Origin of the sequence: Salmonella sp. SAL04213 (genome assembly GCF_046550535.1) — a bacterium.
Taxonomy (GTDB): Bacteria; Pseudomonadota; Gammaproteobacteria; order Enterobacterales; family Enterobacteriaceae; genus Salmonella; species Salmonella enterica.
Genome location: NZ_JBGDXS010000006.1, coordinates 177,917 through 201,512, shown reverse-complemented (window position 1 = coordinate 201,512; position 23,596 = coordinate 177,917). Strand labels below are relative to the sequence as shown.

The window sequence follows — 23,596 nt, the reverse complement described above, 5'->3', positions numbered from 1 at the left end:
TGCTCCCGGGCTGGCTACAATGATGGGGCGTGCTCCCCGCAATCCCATTGCGAACGTAAAAAATCAATAAATGCGCGTACTTTTGTCGATACATGGCGGGCGTCCGGGTAAACGGCATAAATGCCCTGACGGGGAAAATGATAGTCGGGTAACAGGTGAATTAACGTTCCATCCCCCAGTGCGGTGTTGACTAACCATTGCGGCAGTAATGCGACGCCGCTTCCCGCGAGAGCGAAGGCCATCAGCGAGCGCGCGCTGTCGACAGAAATTTTGCCGGCTTTGCTTATCTCCAGGCGTGAGTGTTGGCCATGATTATTCGTTACTGTCCACCGTAGCGGCGTAGGTAATCGCTCATGAATAATCCATTCCGCCTGGGCCAACGACTCCAGTGATGAAACAGGGTTGCGGGCGAGCCACTGCGGCGCGGCGACCGGCAGAATGGTAAAGCGGGATATCAGCGCGGCGCGATAGCGGGAGTCCGCCAGCGAGCCAAGCCGAATCGCCACATCAAAGCGCTCGGCAATTAAATCGGCATGATGTGATGAGGACATATGCCGAATACGGAGATCGGGATGGCGCTGACTAAACTGCGCCAGTACCGGAATGACCACCTGTTCGCCAAACTCGGACGTAGTGGTAATACGTAACTCGCCGCCCAGCCCACTATGGCTGGCACGCACTTCATCCTGCAAATTTTTCGCGGCGTTGAGTAAATTCACGCCTTTTTGGTAAAAGAGGACGCCGGCGTCTGTGAGCGTCAGTCGTCGGGTGGAACGTAGCAGTAACGTTACGCCAAGCTCTTTTTCAAGCTGCCGAATATTAAAACTCACTACTGCTTTTGTTTGGCCCGATGCGGCCGCCGCCGCCGTGAAGCTGCCGCTATCTACCACGGCGATAAACAGCGACATACGCTGCAAATTGAGCATGGCGAGCTCCTTTACTGTCAAAATTATTTTGACAGTATATCGTTGAAGCGCGGACTTATCTGGCTTTCTCCGGACGGCTACATTAGCGCCTCTGACGGAGGATGCATAATGACGTATCGCAGTAAAGTGGCAGTGGTTTACCTGCTCGGCTTCTTTCTTGATCTGATTAATCTGTTTATTGCCAGCGTGGCTTTTCCTGCGATGTCCGTGGAGCTGCATACGTCCATATCGGCGCTGGCATGGGTGAGTAACGGTTATATCGCAGGATTAACGCTAATCATTCCGTTTAGCGCGTTTCTTTCACGTTATCTCGGCGCACGACGGCTGATCATATTTTCGCTCATTTTGTTTAGCGTTGCCGCCGCTGCCGCAGGTTTTGCCGATTCCTTACACAGCCTTGTTTTCTGGCGTATTGTGCAGGGGGCGGGCGGTGGCTTATTGATCCCGGTTGGTCAGGCGTTAACCTGGCAACAGTTTAAACCGCATGAACGCGCTGGCGTGTCATCGGTTGTCATGATGGTGGCGCTACTGGCGCCGGCATGTTCGCCTGCGATTGGTGGGCTGCTGGTGGAAACGTGCGGCTGGCGCTGGATATTCTTTGCCACGCTGCCGGTGGCCGTTCTCACTTTATTGCTCGCTTATTGTTGGCTGAACGCCGCGTCGACGACAATGGCGTCAGCAAGATTGCTCCATCTGCCGTTGTTGACGGACAGGCTGCTGCGTTTTGCCATGATCGTCTATCTGTGCGTACCGGGTATGTTCATTGGTATCAGCGTGGTCGGGATGTTTTATCTACAGAACGTCGCGCAGCTATCGCCTGCGGCGGCGGGGGCGCTGATGCTCCCCTGGTCGATCGCTTCATTTGTCGCCATTATGCTTACCGGACGTTACTTCAATCGGCTTGGGCCGCGTCCGCTGATTATCGTCGGCTGTCTTCTTCAGGCCGCAGGGATACTGCTTTTAACTAACGTTACGCCTGCGACATCGCACCGTGTACTGATGATGATATTCGCCTTAATGGGCGCTGGCGGCAGTTTGTGCAGCAGTACCGCGCAGAGTGGCGCTTTCCTGACTATTGCTCGCCGGGACATGCCTGACGCCAGCGCGCTATGGAATCTTAATCGTCAGATCAGCTTTTTCCTTGGCGCGACGCTGTTGACGCTGCTGTTAAATGCGCTCCAGCGCGTTATGTCGCTTGAGGTTGCTTATCGCTGGACCTTTATTGCCGCCGCCGGTATCACCCTGCTGCCCCTTATTTACGCTGTCTGTCTAAACAATAGACAAGCACTTCTGTGCCTGAAAAAGGAAAGACCATGAATCCATATAAAGATGAAATTATTCACGCCCATGCGGCGATTGAGAACTGGCTTAGCAAGGGGATGGGGAGCCTGGAGGCGTTGATAGCGCGTTTCGCTGCTGATTTTACGATGATAACGCCAGGCGGTGTTTGTCTGGATTATCCGGCGCTGGGCGCTTTTTTCCAGGCGCAGCGCGCGTGTCGCCCGGGGCTGGTTATCGTGGTTGAGCACATTGACCTTGTGGCGGAGTGGCCGGAAGGCGCCGCGCTGCGTTATCGTGAGCGCCAGCAACTGCCGGGCCAGGCCGAGACGGTACGCTGGTCGACGGTCATTTTAAAAAGGGAAAGAGGACGGATAGTCTGGCGTCATTTACACGAAACGACAGTCACAGCCTGAAAAGCCTGTTCCGGCGCGCAGACCCGATAGCGCGGCGCTATCGGGTCTGACACGTTTACACCAGACTTTTCAGCCGATAGATCCACTCCAGCGCCTGGCGTGGCGTCAGGGAGTCCGGATCGAGATTCTCCAGCGCTTCAACGGCGGGCGATGTCTCTTCCGGGGCGGCAAGCAACGACATTTGCGTGCCGTCCACCTGCGTTGCCGCCGCATTGGGCGAGATGCTCTCCAGCTCGCGGAGTTTTTGGCGCGCGCGTTTGATGACTTCTTTAGGGACGCCCGCAAGCGCCGCGACCGCCAGGCCATAGCTCTTACTTGCCGCGCCGTCCTGCACGCTGTGCATAAACGCGATAGTATCGCCGTGTTCCAGCGCATCCAGGTGGACGTTCGCCACGCCTTCCATTTTCTCCGGTAATTGGGTCAGCTCGAAGTAGTGGGTAGCGAACAGCGTTAACGCTTTAATCTTATTCGCGAGATTCTCCGCGCAGGCCCAGGCCAACGACAGCCCGTCATACGTGGAGGTACCGCGCCCGATTTCATCCATCAATACCAGACTGTTTTCCGTGGCATTATGCAGAATGTTCGCGGTTTCGGTCATCTCCACCATAAAGGTCGAACGCCCGGAAGCCAGGTCGTCCGCTGCGCCGACGCGGGTAAAAATACGGTCGATGGGGCCGATTTCCACGTTTTGCGCCGGAACGTAACTGCCGATATAGGCCAGCAGGGCGATCAATGCCGTTTGCCGCATATAGGTACTTTTACCGCCCATATTGGGGCCGGTAATGATCAACATCCGGCGCTGCGGCGACAGGTTGAGCGGGTTAGCGATAAACGGCTCATTCAGTACCTGTTCAACCACCGGGTGGCGACCTTCGGTAATACGGATACCGGGTTTATCGGTAAATGTCGGGCAGGTGTAATTCAGCGTCCAGGCGCGTTCGGCCAGGTTAACCAGCACATCCAGCTCCGCCAGCGCGTTGGCGCTCTGCTGTAAATCGGCCAGATGCGGCAACAGCAGATCAAACAATTCGTCATATAGCTGTTTTTCCAGCGCCAGCGCTTTGCCTTTCGAGGTCAGAACTTTATCTTCGTACTCTTTTAGCTCAGGAATAATGTAGCGTTCGGCATTTTTCAGCGTCTGGCGACGCACATAATTGATGGGCGCCAGATGGCTTTGACCACGGCTAATCTGAATGTAATAACCATGTACCGCGTTATAGCCGACTTTCAGCGTATCCAGCCCGGTACGCTCGCGTTCGCGAATTTCCAGACGATCGAGATAATCGGTGGCGCCATCCGCCAGCGCGCGCCATTCGTCCAGCTCTTCATGGTAGCCGGGCGCAATAACGCCGCCGTCGCGGACCAGTACCGGCGGTGCGTCAATAATGGCGCGTTCCAGGAGGTCGCGCAGTTCGGCGAAATCGCCCATTTTTTTACGCAACGCCTGTACCGGCGCGCTGTCAACGGTTTCAAGCTGAGCGTGCAATTCCGGCAACTGCTGGAAGGCGTGACGCATTCGGGCGAGATCGCGCGGACGCGCGGTGCGCAGCGCCAGACGCGCAAGGATACGCTCCAAATCGCCGACCTGACGCAGCACCGGTTGCAGTTCGCTGACGGTGTCCTGCAAGGCGCCGATGGTCTGCTGGCGTTCACGCAATATGTCGGTATTTCGTACCGGCATATGCAGCCAGCGTTTAAGCATTCGGCTACCCATTGGCGTCACGGTACAGTCAAGCACCGCGGCGAGGGTATTTTCGACACCACCGGCCAGGTTTTGGGTAATTTCCAGATTGCGGCGGGTCGCGGCATCCATAATGATGCTGTCCTGCTGGCGTTCCATCGTAATGGAACGAATATGCGGCAGGGAGGTGCGCTGGGTATCTTTTACGTACTGTAACAGGCAGCCTGCCGCACATAATCCACGCGAGGCATTTTCGACGCCGAAACCGACCAGATCCCGCGTACCGAATTGCAGATTTAACTGCTGGCGGGCGGTATCAATCTCAAACTCCCACAACGGGCGACGGCGCAGACCCCGGCGTCCCTCTATTAACGCCATTTCAGCAAAATCTTCGGCATACAACAGTTCGGCGGGATTGGTGCGCTGCAGCTCTGCGGCCATCGTTTCACGGTCGGCGGGTTCGCTCAGACGAAAGCGCCCGGAGCTGATATCCAGCGTGGCGTAACCGTAGCCTTTACCATCCTGCCAGATAGCCGCCAGCAGGTTATCCTGACGCTCCTGTAACAGGGCTTCATCGCTGATGGTGCCTGGCGTAACGATACGCACGACCTTACGTTCAACGGGACCTTTGCTGGTGGCCGGATCGCCAATCTGTTCGCAAATAGCGACGGATTCGCCCTGATTGACCAGTTTCGCGAGGTAGTTTTCTACGGCGTGGTGCGGGATACCCGCCATAGGGATAGGTTCGCCAGCCGATGCGCCGCGTTTGGTCAGCGAAATATCGAGCAACTGCGACGCACGCTTTGCGTCGTCATAAAACAGCTCGTAAAAGTCTCCCATACGATAAAAGAGCAGGATCTCCGGATGCTGGGCTTTCAGCTTGAGATACTGCTGCATCATGGGGGTGTGGTTGGAGAAGTCCTTATCAAATGACTCATTCATATTGATTTTACTCGTTTTTTTATTCTTTCAAGTGCTCATGTGGCCCCGGGTAAAACCCTTATAAACTCACATAAACCCATAAATTTGTAGCTCACCTGTAGCCTAAAATGTGACAGGTTACATTCTCATCATTCCTGGACTACAACAGGGGTGATACTTTGAAAACAACTCTCAGCCAGCCTTTCATTATCAACAAGTTAAGTATCAATGTTAAGCCTGCACTCAGTCGCTCTGGAAAAATCGTTTTCGAAGCTAACCCAGCTCAAAAACTCTACATTGTTTTCGATGACCACAGAGAAGCTCCTGCTGGTTTCGGGGTAAAAGCCAGTTTGACGAAAAAAATCTACGTAATCCAGCGAAGAGTAGCCTCATCAGATCGTAATGTCAGTGAGGGTAGGAAGCCAAGTTCTGTCTTGAAAGTAAAAGTTGGAAATGTGTTCGATTTTCCAAATATTGACGAAACAAGACAAGGTGCCAGGCAATTAGTTCAGACCATGCTCGCAACAAAGAGAAATCCCAACAAAATTAAGAGGGAAACGGATGCTTCCGAACTCAAAATGAGACTGTAATCAAGATTGTGTAATTACCTGATTTTGATATGTTCGATTCAACATCAAAAGCTGGTTGCTTTATGGACGAAAAACAGTTGCAGGCTCTGGCTAATGCACTGGCCAAAATCTCAAAATACCTGAAGATCTCAGCCCGTTCGATCGTCTGCTGAAGAAAAACCAGACCCGCATTTCCGGTATAGATAACCAACATGCTATCAAAAGCGTACGGTGTTTCCGACGGACGAGTCAGTGAAAAAGGTCGTGTGACTGGCAATTCAGGCCGACATCCGAAAATGGACAATGTCGCTAAGGGACTGGCTCATGACAACGAGTCGCTTTATTATCACGCTCGGGTTCGGTAGCCGCCTGGACGTTCATTTCCGAGAAAGGCATATACACCGAATGGTGTATAAGCTCGTGGTTGGTCTTCGGTGAGAGGCAGGATGTCTCTCATTAATCTCCGGGAGCGTACAATAGTTGCTCCGGCAGCCTGAAGGATGAAGTGTATATAACCTAAAACATAACGGATATAGCTTCCTTACTCAACCTGACGTAATACGCCGACAGTAAAATCAGGGATACCATACCATCATGGAAAGTCGTCAATACACCCGGCATCTTTCGCTTTCGGAGCTGAAATGGTTTGCTATCGGGATCGGTTTTTTTATTCTCAGCATAGCAACAGCCACCGTGAATTATCGGCTTTCCGGTATATCGCTACTGGTGGGCCTGTTGTTTATCATCTGGAAATTCAGCGTCACAGTTCTGTTTCTGTTTACGCCGCGCAGGATGACGTTAACCGAAACCGCGTTGCAGGCCGGGCATCGTGTTATCCATTACGATGCGCTTGAATCAATGCGTCTGCTCCATCAATCCGACAAACTCATCTTGCGCCACAGTGGCGGCAAGAAGTACGTCATCTACCTTGATTTCTGGAACGATGGCAACGGAATTTACGACCGACTGGCTGCTGAACTTGTCCGGCGACACGGTTCTGCGCTGGGGGCGCGCCTCGCCGCCGATGGACGTCTTAAATTCGGCAAAGTGACCGCGCTGGCGGATCGGCTTGAACACAAAAACCGGGCGGTGCCGTATGCGCAGATCGCCAGTATTCGCACCCAGCGCGAGGAGGGGGCTGGCAGTTCAATGAGCTATCTGATGATTAGCACCGCTACGGGCCGGATCTGCAAAATCGACCGCTCCACTATCGTCAATGAGCCGCTGCTGCTCAACTTTCTTTCCCAGCGTTTACCCGCCTGACGACATTTTTATACAAGGATGAATCAATGGAACTGTACGTATCAAAAACCAGCCAGCAAAACATGCCTGTGGAGTTCAATATCTATTATTCCAGATCTAAAACGCTGGTTGGTATTGTGTTCTGGATTTGTATGATGGGAGTTTTTATTGCGCTGGCGGTGAATATGGCCACCGATCCCGAGGAGCCCAAAACTGGCGGTGCCGTCTTTATGGGACTTATTTGTTGCGGTAGTCTGTTATTTATTGTGCGCCTGGCTCGCACATTTTTAAGCGCGGCAAAGCCGGCAGTCACCATCAGTCGTGAAGGTATTCGCTTCTGTAATGGCAAATTCGCGGCCTGGACAAATATCGCCGAAAACACCTGGCATTCACAGAGCATTAACTTCATCCCGGCCACCGCCGGTATTAAGATTGTGTTGCATGAAGGCAAGCCGATCCATTTCGCCACCACGGTTATTGCGCTTTCTTCCGATAGGTATCTGGAGATGTGCGATCTTTACTCGTCTCAGGCGATCGGGTAACTACCTGCGTCTGATTACGGCTTCGTTTTTTTGGCCTGCGATCTTAATGCTGAAATGGGCAGAAAAACGCGAAATTTAGACGCTATTACGAATGGGCAATGGTACTTATTGAAGGCTATATCATTGCCCATAATGCAGGGAGGGTTAATATTCTATGATAGAATTCTATGTTTGAATATATATCCTCAGAATACAAAATAAAGTAACGCTATCGTTGCGTATATTATATAATTCTATTTCCAGATTACTTTATTTTAAAAAAAGACAGATTGCCTGAACAGAAAGAACCTGTGTCAATGTAGATTTGATTGGCGAATGTTGTTGTGTAGTCAACAATCATATGGCCGAAGATAAAAGTATCCGCACCGCGTATTGGATGGATATTCCCCTGTAACGAACCAAGCAGACGATCGCGTGACCATAGAACGCTATCAATATCAACTTGCTTCCCATAATCGTAGCTGTCATCTGGATAATCGGCATGGGCAATCACGTACTTCTTTGAGGACGTTTCAACTTCTATGATGTGAGGACGCTGCTTAAAAGTTAGTAATAGCTCAGTGGCTTCTTGCCTGTCTTTTTCGGTGACCGAGTCGTACCAGTAACCACCGTTTACATACCAGAAATTGCCATCCTGTGTTTCAAAAGCGTCAAGCGCCATAGCTTCATGATTACCCACTACAGAAATAAACCATGGGGTATTTAACAGTCTCAGTGTTTCAAGGTTTTCTTTTCCTCGATCAATGTTATCTCCAGTGGAGATCAAGAGATCGGTATCAGGAGAGAAATTTAATTGAGCCAGTCTGGTTAACAATAAGGAGTAACATCCATGAATATCACCAACGACCCAAATGTGGCGATACAGATCGCTGTTGATGTCAGCATAACGAATTAATTCCATGATGTTCCTATAGCACAATTTTGGAGTCTGGTATTATAACAAAAAAGTAGAGTAATATTAATTTTTATTCTTTAAAATACACAGTTATTAAAATAATCTACAAGCTAGAAATGAACAGGTAATATATATTTTATGAATCGGTTAATTAAAGTAGACGATGTGCTTGAAAGATGCACTATTTCTCGCGCAACACTTTACTGATTAATTGCAAAGGCATACTTTCCCGCTCAGAGGCTCGACAGATGCGCAGGCACTGCCGGGGTTGATTAGCCAGACTCACCGTAAAATCAGGGAAGCCTCGGCTGACGGCGCTTATGACACGCGCTATTGCCATGATGTGTTGTTGAGGAAAAAAATCAGGCCGCTAATCCCGCCACGAAGCGGTGCGCGATACTGGCCGGGCAAGTACCATGAGCGTAACCACGCGGTGGCAAATCAACATCGGAGCGGCAGCAATGAGGTCTGGAAAAGAAAGTGGGCTATCACCGTCGTTCAGTAGTGGAAACAGCGATGTTCCGTCTCAAAACCTTGCTGGGCGACCATCTGAGCCTGCGGAACTATGACGCGCAGGTGGTTGAAGCGATGGCGATGGCCAAAGCGCTGAACAGGATGACGTTGTTGGCAATGCCGACCAGCGTCAGGCTCGTATAACGAGTGCTCCGGTGGGAGTCCTGTATCCTTATCGTTGGCCGATTCTGAATTATTCAACAAAGCCTCATGTTGTCATAACCTACCAGATGCAGATAAAGCCGCATAAAGCGTTTTAAACGACAGTAACAAGGAAAGGGGTTGATCGTTTAATGGTACTGCGCCAAATCCTTTGTACCAGTCGCAGACCTGTTTATTTTTGGCATCAATAAGCAGGGCTACGCCACCGACCTGCAAAGCCGCCTGTATGCAACGCTTTCCGGCAGATAACAAAAGTTGTGCTCCCAGCCCTTGCCCCTGCATAGATTTGTCTACGGCTAAACGACCCAGACGAAACACTGGCACATCGTATCTCCCTAATCCTTTGCTGATTGCGCCGGGAACCTGTGCATATATCAGTGATGCAGGACTGACTGAGTAAAAGCCGTGGATACGTGTAACATCCGAATTATCAAGCGCAACATAGGTTTTCGTTGTCCCTTTCTCATGATTTTGTCGTGCATGGCGTTGCAGGAATTGGTTCAGATCGGCATCCCCACAATCAAAATTCATTCGATTGTGGGTTTTTCCTATCGCGGCCTCATGCCAGTCTGTAAACATCATTTCTTCATGTCCGGCAGGGCGAAAGCAGCGGCAAGAAGCTTTTCATTCGGCGCTGGCGGGTTATCTAAAATTTCCATGATCATTTGAGTATCGCGCTCCGTCAGATATACCCGTTCGGCGGCATCAACAATCTTCTGTGCGACAGGTAGTACGTTACTGACCACAAAATCCGTCAGGTTGGTTTGCTGGATTGCCGCAGCGCGGACTATCAACTTTTTGGCATCCGTCGATACACGCAACGACAGCCTTTCGTTAGATTCTATAGCTATCTGAGGCATGGTTTTCATCCTCCTGTTTATGAACAATATGTACAATTATAATACATATCTGTACGCTTTCAAGGCGTACATGTGAGGCTGATATAGTCCAGACATGGCAAGAAGGTCGTTCACTGTCTTTAAACAGGGGATTAACTTCGGTTTATCGCGATTGCATTATTTTAATCTCACTGATTACGTATCATCAGGGAGTTTGCTAAATATATTCATGATTCTCTTTTTTGCCGTAACTGGTTGATTGATCCTACCCGCGTAATAGGGACACAACCCTAAGCGGCGGACATCTTCTGCTCACGTTCAGAAGAAGAGAGCTGAGTTTGCTGTTTACGTGGCTTTTTGGTGGTTGATGCTGGTTTTGTCATGTGAGTCACCTCTTGCTTGAGCGTTTACTCACTTAGTTGCGTGTCCACTATTGCTGAGTAAGATCAGATGGTTAAAAATCAACAAAGGCCCAACGGCGTGCATTAGGCCCTGGTGATGAAGGTGGCATACGGGAGGATGTATATCCTACATTTTCATCCGGATGATGTAACAAAAATACAGATATCGGTAATGAAAGGATCATCACCGTTTAATAGAGGCCCATATATTGAGGTTCCATAATGGAAGAAGTTAACGCTGAATTCACAATCGTTGTTGAGTCTGATCTGGATAAATATGAGTTAATTGATTTTTTATCCCAAGGGATTCCAGACATAATAAAAGTGAATTCATTATATTTAAGATACGAAAATACAATGATTACAATAGAAAGAAATTATGACTGTAATCCTAAGTTGATAAATGAGAATGATGGTTGGCTGTATTATAAATATGAATTAACGGTATTTTCCATGGAGAATACCTCGTATGAATATCAGTATGAATTAGCGAATAAAATTATGAATGCTCTACGTGAGGCGGGATATCTGGCAGAATCAATTTGGTAATATACCGGTACCTATGTAACAGCATCGTCGCCACCATACATGCAGGCTAAAAAAGAGTGAATAGTCAAGCACTTCAGAAATATCTACTCGCGATATACCACCAGAACCAAATGGTCAATTTAAAACGGATGGCGTCAGAGTTACTGGTGGTCGAAAGGTAGATACAACACATTATTTTAATTTGAAAAGTATATGAAATTTACTACTTTTAATTTTAATCGATTAACAAAATTCATAGTAATTAGCTCCTGATTAATTCGACATATTTTTCATTAATCATAAAGCCATTTCCCAGCTTTCGCTGATTCAGAAAACATTCTGATTGTTAAAGGCTTACGAGTTCGTTCTACATCTTCCCGTTTTAATTTAAACCATCGTGTAAGCAGTGGAGTATTCTCCCAAGGGAAATAACACGACCATTTAACTTGTGATAAATCTACATTAAATTTTTTTTCAAATTTATCCAAAGCTTCATGCAGGTCATCGCCTGGAGCTTCAAATAAATCAGAATCAAGTTCTAATGGGATTTCTTTCCAATTGCTGTCTAAATATCCGGGAATCTCTTCACGGAAGAGTGCTAACACCTCTTGCTGAATTGTGTCCATCAAAAGGATGTCCATTGTATACGATCTTTAGGGCGTGCTATTAGGTTGTATTTTGCCTGAGTTCTCCTTGATACCTGGTAAATTGAATTCACAAGACCAACCCAACCTAACCATGGAACATATCGTGCTATGACTGCGGCAAGATTATTTGTTTTTCGCATTCTTATACCAACGGGTGTAGGAACTCTAATACCAAAAGGAATTCGTGCATTTCGTAAAAGCATTCTCCCATACCTGGAGATAACACTTGTCCCTTTGATTGCCTCTCCCGGTTTCGTTCTGGTTTTTAACCACGGTTGCCCGGCGAGGATAGCAGCACCTGACTCAATGCTAATCCCAAGTTCATCACAAAATTGCTCAAGGAAAATTACATCAAATAGTTCACCTGCTGACAGGTTCGATTGTCCGTGGTAGAAGTAGGTTCCGTTTAGTTCTTCTGTCGTATCCATTCAATCACCTTATAGACTGTTTGCCATTCATTCCAGACATCGGGACGTTTCTGCCGCTATACTAGCCTGGTCGTCAATACGCTGTCACGGGTAAAAAGAACGTTATCCGCGAAAAGTGGATGGGGTATCGTAAGAATGCCAACATGTGGGGCAAGAGGGGGATGTCAGTTTATCGCGATATACGAGACGATAGTTTGTCAGTATAAGTTTCGGCTATTTTCCCGAGTCTGGGAGGCAGTTCTTTATCGCAAATAAAAAAAAGCAGCAGCGAGGTGCTGCTGTATCAAAAAGCAGATTGATAAATGCAACGTAAGAGACAAATGGCCAACCGTAAAAGTGACCATAGCTATAATAATTATATTGATATTAAGTGGCAATGCAAAATATGGTCTTAATTATATCATGATGAGTTCAGCCAACGGTGATATGGCCTTATAAGGCTTGCAGTCTTTCATGGGCAGAAAGTAACGTCTGATATATGCTTAAATTCTTACTTCCGGGTTCAAGCAAAACTTTTTTAAATTCGGTCATGAGTTGCTCTTCATCTTCTTTCGAACGCATGTATTGTGGATGTTCCTGGAAGAAGGTGAGCGCCTGCTCTTTGGTTTGTTTATATTTTTCGCAAAAAATGCTTGAGCTGATTGCGCTATTTTTTGATGCGGAATTATCAGCGTTCTGGTTTGATAATGATTTATTCTTCGCAAGGTCTGACGGCACATACGGAAGAGACTGACACTCATCAATACTATTTGCGTTGGCCAGTTGCTCTTTCTGAGCGCCAGGTTGCTGTACCGGTTTGCTCACGGAGGAAGGGAGGGGCACCTGAGCACAGCCGATCAGTAAAAAGACAGGAAGACAGCTATAAAATTTTTTCATATTAACTCCAACTACAGAAGAATGAGGCGTAATGTTTTTACACAACCGTCAGAACGTTATCTGACAATAGCTATAAGGGGGCGAATGCGTTTCAGGAATGCTAGCAAAAAAAACTCCTGATATAAATAATTAATTCATCCAACCCGATGACAATATCTGAATTTTTGCGGCTGCAGAACAATAAGCCAGAATTTATATACTATGAGCTGATTTTCTGTTTTAAATCAGCGAGCGCTGTGCAAGTTGGCTAATTTAATTAGCGGGTGGCATCAGTTTCATAATGATTGCATCAGGATTTTGCCACCCGCTCCCGGTATTGTTTACATATTAAAATGATTTTTAACTGGTGCTGACAACTATGCTAAATACGCAGGAAGTACTTAAAGAAGGAGAGAAGCGGAAAATCCGCAGCCCGGAAGCATGGTTTATACAGACGTGTTCCGCGCAAAAGCTGCATATGTCATTTTCTGAAGGCCGACACAATGAAAACTGCCTGATTCAGGAAGGCGCGCTGCTTTTTTGCGAGCAGGCTGTTGTCGCACCAGTATCAGGAGACCTGGTTTTTCGACCGTTGAAAATTGAAGTACTCAGCAAATTACTGGCATTTATCGATGGCGCAGGGTTAGTGGACACGACATATGCTGAATCCGATAAATGGGTTTTGCTAAGTCCTGAGTTTCGCGCTATTTGGCAAGATCGTAAACGCTGCGAGTACTGGTTTTTGCAGCAAATTATTACGCCTTCTCCGGCCTTCAATAAGGTACTGGCGCTGTTACGAAAAAGCGAGAGTTACTGGTTGGTTGGCTATTTACTCGCTCAGTCAACCAGCGGCAACACGATGAGAATGCTGGGAGAAGACTATGGCGTTTCTTATACCCATTTTCGTCGTTTGTGCAGCAGAGCGTTGGGCGGAAAAGCGAAGAGTGAATTACGAAACTGGCGTATGGCGCAATCGCTGCTGAATAGTGTAGAAGGCCACGAGAACATCACTCAATTAGCCGTTAATCATGGTTACTCATCGCCTTCACATTTTTCTAGTGAGATCAAAGAGCTGATCGGCGTTTCGCCGCGGAAATTATCAAATATTATTCAATTGGCAGACAAATGAAGACACATATTCTTTTGGCCAGAGTGCTGGCATGTGCCGCGCTTGTTCTGGTTGCACCTGGTTATTCTAGTGAAAAAATACCTGTAACGGGAAGTGGGTTTGTTGCGAAAGACGATAGCCTGCGGACATTTTTCGATGCCATGGCGCTACAGCTAAAGGAGCCTGTCATTGTTAGCAAAATGGCGGCACGAAAAAAAATTACGGGCAACTTTGAGTTTCACGATCCTAACGCATTACTGGAGAAGCTTTCCCTACAACTGGGGCTGATTTGGTATTTCGATGGGCAGGCTATCTATATTTATGACGCCAGTGAAATGCGCAATGCCGTGGTTTCTTTACGCAACGTCTCACTCAATGAGTTCAACAATTTTCTAAAACGCTCAGGTTTATATAACAAAAATTACCCGCTACGTGGCGATAACCGTAAAGGAACATTCTATGTTTCAGGGCCACCCGTCTATGTTGATATGGTGGTCAACGCCGCCACCATGATGGACAAGCAAAACGATGGTATTGAGCTGGGACGCCAGAAAATAGGGGTGATGCGTCTGAACAATACCTTCGTGGGCGATCGTACCTACAATCTGCGCGATCAGAAAATGGTTATTCCCGGTATTGCTACGGCCATTGAAAGGTTATTGCAGGGAGAAGAGCAGCCTTTAGGTAATATTGTCAGTAGCGAACCCCCGGCGATGCCAGCGTTTTCAGCGAATGGAGAGAAAGGTAAAGCAGCAAATTATGCCGGTGGCATGAGTCTGCAGGAAGCTTTAAAGCAAAATGCCGCGGCGGGCAATATTAAAATCGTGGCCTATCCGGATACCAACAGTTTGTTAGTAAAGGGAACGGCTGAGCAGGTGCATTTTATCGAAATGCTGGTTAAAGCGCTGGATGTCGCCAAACGTCACGTAGAATTATCCCTGTGGATTGTCGATCTTAATAAAAGCGATCTGGAGCGTTTGGGCACTTCATGGAGCGGCAGCATTACTATTGGGGACAAACTTGGCGTGTCATTAAACCAGTCTTCAATAAGTACCCTCGATGGCAGTCGATTCATCGCCGCGGTCAATGCGTTAGAAGAGAAGAAACAGGCGACGGTGGTTTCGCGTCCGGTATTACTGACTCAGGAAAATGTTCCCGCTATTTTTGATAACAACAGAACGTTTTACACCAAGCTGATTGGGGAACGTAATGTGGCGCTTGAGCATGTAACATACGGAACAATGATCCGAGTGCTGCCCCGTTTTTCCGCAGATGGTCAGATAGAAATGTCGCTGGACATTGAAGATGGCAACGATAAGACGCCGCAATCCGATACTACCACCTCCGTAGATGCGTTACCCGAAGTCGGGCGAACGTTAATTAGCACTATTGCAAGAGTTCCGCACGGAAAAAGTTTGCTGGTCGGTGGTTATACACGGGATGCAAATACCGATACTGTCCAAAGTATTCCGTTTTTAGGCAAATTACCGCTTATTGGTAGCCTGTTCCGTTATTCCAGTAAGAATAAAAGTAATGTTGTTCGTGTGTTCATGATTGAACCAAAAGAAATTGTCGACCCGTTAACGCCGGATGCCAGCGAATCGGTAAACAATATTCTGAAGCAAAGCGGTGCCTGGAGTGGGGACGATAAGTTACAGAAATGGGTTCGTGTTTATCTGGATAGAGGTCAGGAGGTAATTAAATGATTCCTGGCTCAACCTCTGGTATTTCATTTTCCAGAATATTGTCCCGGCAGACATCTCATCAGGATGCGACCCAGCATACTGATGCGCAACAGGCGGAAATACAACAGGCCGCAGAGGATTCGTCTCCAGGGGCGGAAGTACAAAAATTTGTCCAGTCGACGGACGAAATGTCAGCGGCGCTGGCGCAATTTCGTAACCGTCGCGATTATGAAAAAAAATCCAGTAATTTATCTAACAGTTTTGAACGCGTGCTGGAGGATGAGGCTTTACCGAAGGCGAAGCAAATATTAAAGCTAATTAGCGTACATGGCGGCGCGTTAGAAGATTTTTTACGTCAGGCGCGTAGCTTATTTCCTGACCCCAGTGATTTAGTCCTTGTGTTACGCGAATTGCTTCGTCGTAAAGACCTGGAAGAGATCGTGCGGAAAAAGCTGGAGTCGTTACTTAAGCACGTTGAAGAGCAAACCGATCCGAAGACCCTCAAGGCAGGGATTAATTGTGCGTTGAAGGCCCGGCTTTTTGGGAAAACATTATCGTTAAAACCAGGCTTATTGCGTGCCAGCTATCGGCAATTTATCCAGAGTGAATCACATGAAGTGGAGATTTACTCTGACTGGATAGCCAGTTATGGCTATCAACGTCGACTGGTGGTACTGGATTTTATTGAGGGTTCGCTATTAACCGATATTGACGCGAATGACGCCAGTTGTTCGCGCCTGGAGTTTGGCCAGCTTTTACGACGCCTGACGCAACTTAAAATGTTGCGCTCCGCTGACCTACTGTTTGTGAGTACATTGTTGTCGTATTCGTTTACCAAAGCGTTTAATGCGGAGGAGTCGTCGTGGTTACTACTGATGCTTTCGCTATTGCAACAGCCACATGAAGTGGATTCGCTGTTAGCCGATATTATAGGCTTGAATGCGTTATTGCTTAGTCATAAAGAACATGCATCCTTTTTGCAGATATTTTATCAAGTATGTAAAGCCATACCCTCTTCACTCTTTTATGAAGAATATTGGCAGGAAGAATTGTTAATGGCGTTACGTAGTATGACCGATATTGCCTACAAGCATGAAATGGCAGAACAGCGTCGTACTATTGAAAAGCTGTCTTAATTTAATATTAACAGGATACCTATAGTGCTGCTTTCTCTACTTAACAGTGCTCGTTTACGACCTGAATTACTGATTCTGGTACTAATGGTGATGATCATTTCTATGTTCGTCATTCCATTACCTACCTATCTGGTTGATTTCCTGATCGCACTGAATATCGTACTGGCGATATTGGTGTTTATGGGGTCGTTCTACATTGACAGAATCCTCAGTTTTTCAACGTTTCCTGCGGTACTGTTAATTACCACGCTCTTTCGTCTGGCATTATCGATCAGTACCAGCCGTCTTATCTTGATTGAAGCCGATGCCGGTGAAATTATCGCCACGTTCGGGCAATTCGTTATTGGCGATAGCCTGGCGGTGGGTTTTGTTGTCTTCTCTATTGTCACCGTGGTCCAGTTTATCGTTATTACCAAAGGTTCAGAACGCGTCGCGGAAGTCGCGGCCCGATTTTCTCTGGATGGTATGCCCGGTAAACAGATGAGTATTGATGCCGATTTGAAGGCCGGTATTATTGATGCGGATGCCGCGCGCGAACGGCGAAGCGTACTGGAAAGAGAAAGCCAGCTTTACGGTTCCTTTGACGGTGCGATGAAGTTTATCAAAGGTGACGCTATTGCCGGCATCATTATCATCTTTGTGAACTTTATTGGCGGTATTTCGGTGGGGATGACCCGCCATGGTATGGATTTGTCCTCCGCTCTGTCTACTTATACCATGCTGACCATTGGTGATGGTCTTGTCGCCCAGATCCCCGCATTGTTGATTGCGATTAGTGCCGGTTTTATCGTGACTCGCGTAAATGGCGATAGCGATAACATGGGGCGGAATATCATGACGCAGCTGTTGAACAACCCATTTGTATTGGTTGTTACGGCTATTTTGACCATTTCAATGGGAACTCTGCCGGGATTCCCGCTGCCGGTTTTTGTTATTTTATCGGTGGTTTTAAGCGTACTCTTCTATTTTAAATTCCGTGAAGCAAAACGTAGCGCCGCCAAACCTAAAACCAGCAAAGGCGAGCAGCCGCTCAGTATTGAGGAAAAAGAAGGGTCGTCGTTAGGACTGATTGGCGATCTCGATAAAGTCTCTACAGAGACTGTACCGTTGATATTACTTGTGCCGAAGAGCCGGCGTGAAGATCTGGAAAAAGCTCAACTTGCGGAGCGTCTACGTAGTCAGTTCTTTATTGATTATGGCGTGCGCCTGCCGGAAGTATTGTTACGCGATGGCGAGGGCCTGGACGATAACAGCATCGTATTGTTGATTAATGAGATCCGTGTTGAACAATTTACGGTCTATTTTGATTTGATGCGAGTGGTAAATTATTCCGATGAAGTCGTGTCCTTTGGTATTAATCCAACAATCCATCAGCAAGGTAGCAGTCAGTATTTCTGGGTAACGCATGAAGAGGGGGAGAAACTCCGGGAGCTTGGCTATGTGTTGCGGAACGCGCTTGATGAGCTTTACCACTGTCTGGCGGTGACGCTGGCGCGCAACGTCAATGAATATTTCGGTATTCAGGAAACAAAACATATGCTGGACCAACTGGAAGCGAAATTTCCTGATTTACTTAAAGAAGTGCTCAGACATGCCACGGTACAACGTATATCTGAAGTTTTGCAGCGTTTGTTAAGCGAACGTGTTTCCGTGCGTAATATGAAATTAATTATGGAAGCGCTCGCATTGTGGGCGCCAAGAGAAAAAGATGTCATTAACCTTGTGGAGCATATTCGTGGGGCAATGGCGCGTTATATTTGCCATAAATTCGCCAATGGCGGCGAATTACGAGCAGTAATGGTATCTGCTGAAGTTGAGGATGTTATTCGCAAAGGGATCCGTCAGACCTCTGGCAGTACCTTCCTCAGCCTTGACCCGGAAGCCTCCGCTAATTTGATGGATCTCATTACACTTAAGTTGGATGATTTATTGATTGCACATAAAGATCTTGTCCTCCTTACGTCTGTCGATGTCCGTCGATTTATTAAGAAAATGATTGAAGGTCGTTTTCCGGATCTGGAGGTTTTATCTTTCGGTGAGATAGCAGATAGCAAGTCAGTGAATGTTATAAAAACAATATAAGGGCTTAATTAAGGAAAAGATCTATGCAACATTTGGATATCGCTGAATTAGTTCGTTCCGCACTGGAAGTAAGTGGTTGCGATCCTTCATTAATTGGAGGAATAGATAGCCATTCAACAATTGTTCTGGATTTATTTGCATTGCCAAGTATCTGTATCAGCGTCAAGGACGATGATGTATGGATCTGGGCGCAATTGGGTGCTGACAGCATGGTGGTATTACAACAGCGGGCTTATGAAATCTTAATGACCATAATGGAAGGATGCCATTTTGCCCGCGGCGGGCAATTACTACTGGGGGAGCAGAATGGGGAGCTAACTCTTAAAGCCTTAGTGCATCCGGATTTTTTATCTGACGGTGAAAAGTTCTCTACTGCCTTGAATGGGTTTTACAACTATCTGGAAGTTTTTAGTCGGTCGCTAATGAGATGAAAACACCTCGTTTACTGCAATATCTGGCCTACCCACAAAAAATAACCGGCCCAATTATTGAGGCGGAATTGCGCGATGTAGCCATTGGCGAACTGTGTGAAATACGCCGTGGCTGGCACCAAAAACAGGTTGTTGCACGTGCGCAGGTGGTTGGCTTACAGCGGGAACGCACCGTGCTGAGCCTTATCGGCAATGCCCAGGGGCTGAGCCGCGATGTCGTGCTTTATCCCACTGGACGTGCGTTATCGGCGTGGGTGGGATACTCGGTATTAGGCGCGGTGTTGGATCCGACGGGGAAAATCGTTGAGCGTTTTACCCCTGAAGTGGCGCCGATTAGCGAAGAACGCGTTATTGATGTCGCACCGCCGTCTTACGCTTCGCGCGTTGGCGTCCGTGAACCGCTGATTACCGGTGTGCGCGCGATTGACGGGTTATTGACCTGTGGCGTAGGCCAGCGAATGGGCATTTTTGCCTCCGCAGGATGCGGTAAGACCATGCTGATGCATATGCTGATCGAGCAAACGGAGGCGGATGTCTTTGTTATCGGTCTTATTGGTGAACGAGGCCGCGAGGTCACTGAATTCGTGGATATGTTGCGCGCTTCGCATAAGAAAGAAAAATGCGTGCTGGTTTTTGCCACTTCCGATTTCCCCTCGGTCGATCGCTGCAATGCGGCGCAACTGGCGACAACCGTAGCGGAATATTTTCGCGACCAGGGAAAACGGGTCGTGCTTTTTATCGATTCCATGACCCGTTATGCGCGTGCTTTGCGAGACGTGGCACTGGCGTCGGGAGAGCGTCCGGCCCGTCGAGGTTATCCCGCCTCCGTATTCGATAATTTGCCCCGCTTGCTGGAACGCCCCGGGGCGACCAGCGAGGGAAGCATTACTGCCTTTTATACGGTACTGCTGGAAAGCGAGGAAGAGGCGGACCCGATGGCGGATGAAATTCGCTCTATCCTTGACGGTCACCTGTATCTGAGCAGAAAGCTGGCCGGGCAGGGACATTACCCGGCAATCGATGTACTGAAAAGCGTAAGCCGCGTTTTTGGACAAGTCACGACGCCGACACATGCTGAACAGGCATCTGCCGTGCGTAAATTAATGACGCGTCTGGAAGAGCTCCAGCTTTTCATTGACTTGGGAGAATATCGTCCTGGCGAAAATATCGATAACGATCGGGCGATGCAGATGCGGGATAGCCTGAAAGCCTGGTTATGCCAGCCGGTAGCGCAGTATTCATCCTTTGATGACACGTTGAGCGGTATGAATGCATTCGCTGACCAGAATTAAAGTATTGCAGCGGCGCTGTACGGTATTTCATTCACAGTGTGAGTCGATATTACTTCGCTATCAGGATGAGGACCGCGGGCTGCAGGCCGAGGAGGAGGCGATCCTTGAACAAATAGCGGGTCTGAAATTGTTATTAGATACGCTACGTGCAGAAAACAGACAGCTCAGTCGTGAGGAAATTTATACGTTATTACGTAAGCAGTCTATTGTTCGCCGGCAGATAAAAGATTTAGAACTCCAGATTATACAAATTCAGGAAAAACGGAGCGAGCTGGAAAAGAAAAGGGAAGAGTTTCAGAAAAAAAGTAAATATTGGTTGCGCAAAGAAGGGAACTATCAACGCTGGATAATCCGTCAGAAAAGACACTACATCCAGCGAGAGATACAGCAGGAAGAGGCCGAGTCAGAGGAGATAATTTAATGGGCGATGTGTCAGCTGTCAGTTCATCCGGAAACATTTTACTGCCGCAGCAGGATGAGGTCGGCGGTTTATCAGAAGCATTAAAAAAAGCGGTGGAGAAACATAAGACAGAATATTCCGGTGATAAAAAAGATCGCGACTATGGCGATGCTTTCGTAATGCATAAAGAAACGGCTTTACCGGTATTACTGGCGGCATGGCGACATGGCGCGCCAGCGAAATCAGAACATCACAATGGCAACGTTTCTGGTCTGCATCATAACGGAAAAGGCGAACTCAGGATTGCTGAAAAACTGTTGAAAGTCACTGCTGAAAAATCTGTCGGTTTGATCTCTGCGGAGGCCAAAGTAGATAAATCCGCAGCGTTGCTATCGTCTAAAAATAGGCCGTTAGAAAGCGTAAGCGGTAAAAAATTATCTGCTGATTTAAAAGCCGTGGAATCCGCTAGTGAAGTAGCCGATAACGCCACGGGAATCTCTGACGATAATATCAAGGCATTGCCTGGAGATAATAAAGCCATCGCGGGCGAAGGCGTTCGTAAAGAGGGCGCGCCGCTGGCGCGGGATGTCGCACCTGCCCGAATGGCCGCAGCCAACACCGGTAAGCCTGACGATAAAGATCATAAAAAGGTTAAAGATGTTTCTCAGCTTCCGCTGCAGCCAACCACTATCGCCGATCTTAGCCAATTAACCGGCGGCGATGAAAAAATGCCTTTAGCGGCGCAATCAAAGCCGATGATGACTATTTTTCCGACTGCCGATGGCGTGAAAGGAGAGGATAGCTCGCTGACTTACCGTTTTCAGCGCTGGGGAAATGACTATTCCGTCAATATTCAGGCTCGGCAAGCAGGGGAGTTTTCGTTAATACCGTCAAATACGCAGGTTGAACATCGTTTGCATGATCAATGGCAAAACGGTAATCCCCAGCGCTGGCACCTGACGCGAGACGATCAACAAAATCCGCAGCAGCAACAGCACAGACAGCAATCTGGCGAGGAGGATGACGCCTGATGTCATTGCGTGTGAGACAGATTGATCGTCGCGAATGGCTATTGGCGCAAACCGCGACAGAATGCCAGCGCCATGGCCAGGAAGCTACGCTGGAATATCCGACGCGACAGGGAATGTGGGTTCGGTTGAGCGATGCAGAAAAACGGTGGTCGGCGTGGATTCAACCTGGGGACTGGCTTGAGCATGTCTCTCCCGCTCTGGCGGGGGCGGCGGTTTCTGCTGGCGCTGAGCACCTGGTCGTTCCCTGGCTTGCTGCAACAGAGCGACCGTTTGAGTTGCCCGTGCCGCATTTGTCCTGTCGGCGTTTATGCGTAGAGAACCCCGTGCCGGGAAGCGCGCTGCCGGAAGGGAAATTGTTGCACATTATGAGTGATCGGGGCGGCCTGTGGTTTGAGCATCTTCCTGAACTGCCTGCAGTCGGGGGCGGCAGGCCGAAAATGCTGCGTTGGCCGTTGCGCTTTGTAATCGGTAGCAGTGATACGCAGCGTTCGTTGCTGGGCCGAATCGGGATCGGAGATGTACTCCTGATTCGTACTTCCCGTGCGGAAGTTTATTGCTACGCGAAAAAGTTAGGTCATTTCAACCGTGTTGAAGGGGGAATTATTGTGGAAACGTTAGATATTCAACATATCGAAGAAGAAAATAATACAACTGAAACTGCAGAAACTCTGCCTGGCTTGAATCAATTGCCCGTCAAACTGGAATTTGTTTTGTATCGTAAGAACGTTACCCTCGCCGAACTCGAAGCCATGGGGCAGCAACAGCTATTATCACTGCCGACCAATGCTGAACTTAACGTTGAAATTATGGCGAATGGTGTTTTGCTGGGTAATGGCGAACTGGTACAGATGAATGACACCTTAGGCGTTGAGATCCATGAATGGCTGAGCGAGTCTGGTAATGGGGAATGATATCTCATTAATTGCCTTACTGGCATTTTCCACCCTGTTGCCATTTATTATTGCGTCAGGAACCTGTTTCGTTAAATTTTCTATTGTATTTGTCATGGTGCGTAACGCCCTGGGATTGCAGCAGATACCTTCAAATATGACGCTTAACGGCGTCGCATTGCTGCTTTCTATGTTTGTTATGTGGCCCATAATGCATGATGCCTACGTCTATTTTGAGGACGAAGATGTCACCTTTAATGATATTTCGTCATTAAGTAAACACGTTGATGAAGGTCTGGATGGTTATCGCGATTATCTGATCAAATATTCAGATCGCGAGTTAGTTCAGTTTTTTGAAAACGCGCAACTGAAGCGTCAGTATGGAGAAGAGACCGAGACGGTAAAGCGTGACAAAGATGAAATTGAAAAACCATCAATATTTGCGTTATTACCTGCTTATGCGCTGAGCGAAATAAAAAGCGCGTTTAAAATTGGTTTTTATCTCTATTTGCCCTTTGTTGTCGTCGACCTGGTGGTATCCAGCGTGCTACTGGCGCTGGGGATGATGATGATGAGTCCGGTGACGATATCTACACCTATTAAGCTGGTGCTTTTTGTCGCGCTTGATGGCTGGACCTTACTGTCTAAGGGATTGATATTACAGTATATGGACATTGCAACATGACATCATTACGAGA

General features: G+C 47.9%; 23 protein-coding genes and 3 pseudogenes. 18 read left to right on the top strand and 8 right to left on the bottom strand.

Going from position 1 to position 23,596, the window contains the following annotated elements:
- Positions 1–14: 14 nt before the first annotated feature.
- Positions 15–947, bottom strand: coding sequence for a LysR family transcriptional regulator (locus ACLJPQ_RS16225; protein ID WP_000216313.1), 933 nt, complete (start codon positions 945–947; stop codon positions 15–17).
- An 87-nt stretch (positions 948–1,034) separates the two neighbouring features.
- Between ACLJPQ_RS16225 and ACLJPQ_RS16220 the strand changes: the two genes are divergently transcribed.
- Together ACLJPQ_RS16220 and ACLJPQ_RS16215 are read left to right on the top strand one after the other, a co-directional pair.
- A complete protein-coding gene (locus ACLJPQ_RS16220) occupies positions 1,035–2,243 on the top strand; it encodes an MFS transporter (RefSeq protein ID WP_080184760.1) in 1,209 nt (402 codons plus the stop codon).
- Entirely contained in the window at positions 2,240–2,620 is a 381-nt protein-coding gene (locus tag ACLJPQ_RS16215; protein ID WP_001070458.1) for a DUF4440 domain-containing protein, read from the top strand. Before ACLJPQ_RS16220 ends, ACLJPQ_RS16215 begins: the two co-directional genes overlap by 4 nt.
- Before the next feature lie 55 nt (positions 2,621–2,675).
- On the opposite strand, the gene mutS is transcribed toward ACLJPQ_RS16215, so the two are convergent.
- Positions 2,676–5,243 (bottom strand): DNA mismatch repair protein MutS, encoded by a 2,568-nt coding sequence (mutS, locus tag ACLJPQ_RS16210; RefSeq protein ID WP_001005807.1) that lies wholly within the window; start codon positions 5,241–5,243, stop codon positions 2,676–2,678.
- Between the two features lie 158 nt (positions 5,244–5,401).
- Here mutS and ACLJPQ_RS16205 point away from each other — a divergent pair.
- The 4 genes and pseudogenes from ACLJPQ_RS16205 to ACLJPQ_RS16190 form a co-directional block, all read left to right on the top strand.
- Positions 5,402–5,800: pseudogene (locus tag ACLJPQ_RS16205) on the top strand (cytoplasmic protein); the annotation flags it as partial.
- 210 nt (positions 5,801–6,010) lie between these two features.
- Positions 6,011–6,229 (top strand): annotated as a pseudogene (locus ACLJPQ_RS16200) (hypothetical protein); the annotation flags it as partial.
- A gap of 156 nt (positions 6,230–6,385) precedes the next feature.
- The gene (locus ACLJPQ_RS16195) at positions 6,386–7,054 is read left to right on the top strand and encodes a hypothetical protein (protein WP_000445914.1); all 669 of its coding nucleotides are present in this window, start codon (positions 6,386–6,388) and stop codon (positions 7,052–7,054) included.
- A 26-nt stretch (positions 7,055–7,080) separates the two neighbouring features.
- Complete coding sequence (locus ACLJPQ_RS16190) at positions 7,081–7,575, top strand: hypothetical protein (RefSeq protein ID WP_080184759.1); 495 nt, start codon at positions 7,081–7,083, stop codon at positions 7,573–7,575.
- Between the two features lie 244 nt (positions 7,576–7,819).
- On the opposite strand, the gene pphB is transcribed toward ACLJPQ_RS16190, so the two are convergent.
- Entirely contained in the window at positions 7,820–8,476 is a 657-nt protein-coding gene (gene pphB, locus ACLJPQ_RS16185) for a protein-serine/threonine phosphatase (protein WP_000420452.1), read from the bottom strand.
- 226 nt (positions 8,477–8,702) lie between these two features.
- Between pphB and ACLJPQ_RS16180 the strand changes: the two are divergent.
- Positions 8,703–9,127: pseudogene (locus ACLJPQ_RS16180) on the top strand (transposase); the annotation flags it as partial.
- A gap of 72 nt (positions 9,128–9,199) precedes the next feature.
- Here ACLJPQ_RS16180 and ACLJPQ_RS16175 read toward each other — a convergent pair.
- Positions 9,200–9,727 (bottom strand): GNAT family N-acetyltransferase, encoded by a 528-nt coding sequence (locus ACLJPQ_RS16175; protein ID WP_000971655.1) that lies wholly within the window; start codon positions 9,725–9,727, stop codon positions 9,200–9,202.
- The gene (locus ACLJPQ_RS16170; protein ID WP_000855694.1) at positions 9,724–10,014 is read right to left on the bottom strand and encodes a DUF1778 domain-containing protein; all 291 of its coding nucleotides are present in this window, start codon (positions 10,012–10,014) and stop codon (positions 9,724–9,726) included. The genes ACLJPQ_RS16175 and ACLJPQ_RS16170 overlap by 4 nt, the downstream gene beginning before the upstream one ends.
- Before the next feature lie 593 nt (positions 10,015–10,607).
- Here ACLJPQ_RS16170 and ACLJPQ_RS16165 point away from each other — a divergent pair.
- Entirely contained in the window at positions 10,608–10,934 is a 327-nt protein-coding gene (locus ACLJPQ_RS16165) for a hypothetical protein (protein WP_000393295.1), read from the top strand.
- Positions 10,935–11,206: 272 nt separating this feature from the next.
- Here ACLJPQ_RS16165 and ACLJPQ_RS16160 read toward each other — a convergent pair whose 3' ends face one another.
- The 3 genes from ACLJPQ_RS16160 to invH all read right to left on the bottom strand — a co-directional run bounded on the left by ACLJPQ_RS16160 (position 11,207) and on the right by invH (position 12,864).
- Positions 11,207–11,554, bottom strand: coding sequence for a DUF1493 family protein (locus ACLJPQ_RS16160; protein WP_001669174.1), 348 nt, complete (start codon positions 11,552–11,554; stop codon positions 11,207–11,209).
- Positions 11,539–11,988 carry an STM2901 family protein gene (locus ACLJPQ_RS16155; RefSeq protein WP_080184758.1) on the bottom strand — a complete coding sequence of 150 codons (450 nt, stop codon included), beginning with the start codon at positions 11,986–11,988 and terminating at the stop codon, positions 11,539–11,541. The genes ACLJPQ_RS16160 and ACLJPQ_RS16155 overlap by 16 nt, the downstream gene beginning before the upstream one ends.
- Positions 11,989–12,420: 432 nt before the next feature.
- A complete protein-coding gene (gene invH, locus ACLJPQ_RS16150) occupies positions 12,421–12,864 on the bottom strand; it encodes an SPI-1 type III secretion system invasion lipoprotein InvH (RefSeq protein ID WP_000715099.1) in 444 nt (147 codons plus the stop codon).
- A 457-nt stretch (positions 12,865–13,321) separates the two neighbouring features.
- Between invH and invF the strand changes: the two genes are divergently transcribed.
- The 10 genes from invF to spaP are packed head-to-tail and all read left to right on the top strand — an operon-like array spanning position 13,322 to position 23,583.
- On the top strand, positions 13,322–13,972 hold the full coding sequence (gene invF, locus ACLJPQ_RS16145) for a type III secretion system transcriptional activator InvF (protein WP_001728903.1): 651 nt from the start codon (positions 13,322–13,324) through the stop codon (positions 13,970–13,972).
- Complete coding sequence (gene invG, locus ACLJPQ_RS16140; protein ID WP_000848102.1) at positions 13,969–15,657, top strand: type III secretion system outer membrane ring protein InvG; 1,689 nt, start codon at positions 13,969–13,971, stop codon at positions 15,655–15,657. Before invF ends, invG begins: the two co-directional genes overlap by 4 nt.
- Complete coding sequence (invE, locus tag ACLJPQ_RS16135) at positions 15,654–16,772, top strand: type III secretion system gatekeeper InvE (RefSeq protein ID WP_000612171.1); 1,119 nt, start codon at positions 15,654–15,656, stop codon at positions 16,770–16,772. Before invG ends, invE begins: the two co-directional genes overlap by 4 nt.
- Before the next feature lie 24 nt (positions 16,773–16,796).
- Positions 16,797–18,854 (top strand): type III secretion system export apparatus protein InvA, encoded by a 2,058-nt coding sequence (gene invA / locus ACLJPQ_RS16130; protein WP_000927219.1) that lies wholly within the window; start codon positions 16,797–16,799, stop codon positions 18,852–18,854.
- Between the two features lie 23 nt (positions 18,855–18,877).
- The gene (gene spaK, locus ACLJPQ_RS16125; protein ID WP_001164066.1) at positions 18,878–19,285 is read left to right on the top strand and encodes an SPI-1 type III secretion system chaperone SpaK; all 408 of its coding nucleotides are present in this window, start codon (positions 18,878–18,880) and stop codon (positions 19,283–19,285) included.
- Entirely contained in the window at positions 19,282–20,577 is a 1,296-nt protein-coding gene (gene invC / locus ACLJPQ_RS16120) for a SctN family type III secretion system ATPase InvC (protein ID WP_000856766.1), read from the top strand. Before spaK ends, invC begins: the two co-directional genes overlap by 4 nt.
- Positions 20,555–20,998 (top strand): SPI-1 type III secretion system protein SpaM, encoded by a 444-nt coding sequence (spaM, locus tag ACLJPQ_RS16115; RefSeq protein ID WP_000555884.1) that lies wholly within the window; start codon positions 20,555–20,557, stop codon positions 20,996–20,998. The genes invC and spaM overlap by 23 nt, the downstream gene beginning before the upstream one ends.
- Complete coding sequence (gene spaN, locus ACLJPQ_RS16110) at positions 20,998–22,008, top strand: SPI-1 type III secretion system protein SpaN (protein ID WP_023137851.1); 1,011 nt, start codon at positions 20,998–21,000, stop codon at positions 22,006–22,008. Before spaM ends, spaN begins: the two co-directional genes overlap by 1 nt.
- Positions 22,008–22,919, top strand: coding sequence for an SPI-1 type III secretion system protein SpaO (gene spaO, locus ACLJPQ_RS16105; protein ID WP_080068181.1), 912 nt, complete (start codon positions 22,008–22,010; stop codon positions 22,917–22,919). Before spaN ends, spaO begins: the two co-directional genes overlap by 1 nt.
- Positions 22,909–23,583, top strand: coding sequence for an SPI-1 type III secretion system export apparatus protein SpaP (gene spaP, locus ACLJPQ_RS16100; RefSeq protein ID WP_000526016.1), 675 nt, complete (start codon positions 22,909–22,911; stop codon positions 23,581–23,583). Before spaO ends, spaP begins: the two co-directional genes overlap by 11 nt.
- Positions 23,584–23,596: the final 13 nt, after the last annotated feature.